The organism is Pseudovibrio axinellae, assembly GCF_900110875.1.
Taxonomy (GTDB): Bacteria; Pseudomonadota; Alphaproteobacteria; order Rhizobiales; family Stappiaceae; genus Pseudovibrio; species Pseudovibrio axinellae.
Window position 1 is genome coordinate 1 of sequence record NZ_FOFM01000074.1, and the last position, 1,927, is coordinate 1,927.

At 54.3% G+C, this 1,927-nt stretch carries 1 protein-coding gene and 1 pseudogene; both read left to right on the forward strand.

Going from position 1 to position 1,927, the window contains the following annotated elements:
- The coding region (locus tag BMZ51_RS23540; protein WP_280142306.1) for a calcium-binding protein at positions 1-1,617 on the forward strand (1,617 nt) is incomplete at its 5' end.
- A 179-nt stretch (positions 1,618-1,796) separates the two neighbouring features.
- Positions 1,797-1,927: pseudogene (locus tag BMZ51_RS23545) on the forward strand (IS6 family transposase); the annotation flags it as partial.

Sequence of the window (1,927 nt, forward strand, 5' to 3'; positions counted from 1 at the left end):
CTTGATGGTACCTCCGGCAATGATTACATCATCGGGACACCGGTTTCGAACATTATCTATGCAGGGGCTGGCAATGATATTCTTGATGCTGGCGGGTACACCAGTTCCTGGCAACACTTGCGCGGTCAGGAAGGGGATGACACTTATCTGATTGGGAAAGATGATGGGCAGCTCTGGATCTCTCGTAGTGCCGAATGGTCCAGCAGCGGGACGGATACCCTGCACTTCAAGGACCTAAAACTTTCTGATCTTACAATCGACAGTTTTGATTATGAAACACAAGGTCAGGTCCTGCGCTTCTCCTGGGACAAAGATGGTCAGTCCGGAGAACTGCGTATTGCGGATATGGGACAGCACATCGAGCGTTTTGAGTTTGCTGACGGGTCGGTGCTCGGCGGGGTCAGCTGGCGTGACGATGGCCGGGTGGAACTTTACGGTCTGGCAGATGGTCAAGATTCGGTAATCTATGGCACTGCCTACGACGACTTTGTCTATGGTGGTGCCGGCAATGATACCTTGAGTGCTGGCGCCGGGGTCGGCGGCTCGCAACACTTGCGCGGCGCTGGCGGCAACGACACCTATCTGTTCGGTTCTGGTGGCGGCAGCACCATGCTCCATGAAGGCATCGAGGACGGCATCGACACGGTGCGGTTCACCGACCTGAGCCTGACTGGTCTTAGCCTCAGCACCACTGGTTCTGCCGCTGATGAGCCCTATGGCACGGTGCTGAACTTCAGCTGGCAGACTGGTAGCGGTACCGACAGGTTGAGGATCTCCAATCACGGCCAGATCATCGAGCGTTTTGAGTTTGCTGACGGGTCGGTGCTCGGCGGGGTCAGCTGGCGTGACGATGGCCGGGTGGAACTTTACGGTCTGGCAGATGGCCAAGATTCGGTAATCTATGGCACTGCCTACGACGACTTTGTCTATGGTGGTGCCGGCAATGATACCTTGAGTGCTGGCGCCGGGGTCGGCGGCTCGCAACACTTGCGCGGCGCTGGCGGCAACGACACCTATCTGTTCGGTTCTGGTGGCGGCAGCACCATGCTCCATGAAGGCATCGAGGACGGCATCGACACGGTGCGGTTCACCGACCTGAGCCTGGCTGGTCTTAGCCTCAGCACCACTGGTTCTGCCGCTGATGAGCCCTATGGCACGGTGCTGAACTTCAGCTGGCAGACTGGTAGCGGTACCGACAGGTTGAGTATCTCCAATCACGGCCAGATCATCGAGCGTTTTGAATTTGCTGACGGGTCGGTGCTGAGCGGGATTAAGGTGCGAGATGATGGCCGGGTGGAACTCCACGGCACGGATGGTGATGATTTAATTTCTGGCACCGGTCTTGGAGACAATATGTTTGGTGGGGCAGGATCTGACACCTTCATCTTTTCTGATATCAACTTCGGTAACGACGTCATTGGCGATTTTACAGCCGGAGCAGGGTCAGATGACGTCATCGGTTTTGGTACCGACCTATTTGCAAGCTTTGAGGATTTGCTCACAGCAGCCGGTAATAATGGCAGCGATACCGTCATTCGTGTGAATGAAAGCAATTCGGTGATACTCAAAGGCGTTCTTGTCTCAGATCTGCACGTCGACGACTTCCAGTTTGTTTAATTGAGCTGAAGATACCAACACTGCGATTTTCTCATCGCAGTGTTGGTAGGCGGTGTTGCAATATTCCGGCTTTAGAGCGTATTGCTTCGGGAGTTTTCATCAGCCAAGATTTTTTCATGCCCTTCAAACGGTGTTATCAAGTTAACTTTGGCTCCAGCTTCGATTGGTAGTTGGGCAATATGACTTGTGCTCCGATCAGTTACAAACACGATCGTTTTCCACCCGAAATTATCGCTCACGTTGTTTGGCTCTATCACCGCTTCTCCCTCAGCCTGCGCGAGGTTGAGGAGATGCTGCTGGAGCGCGGCAT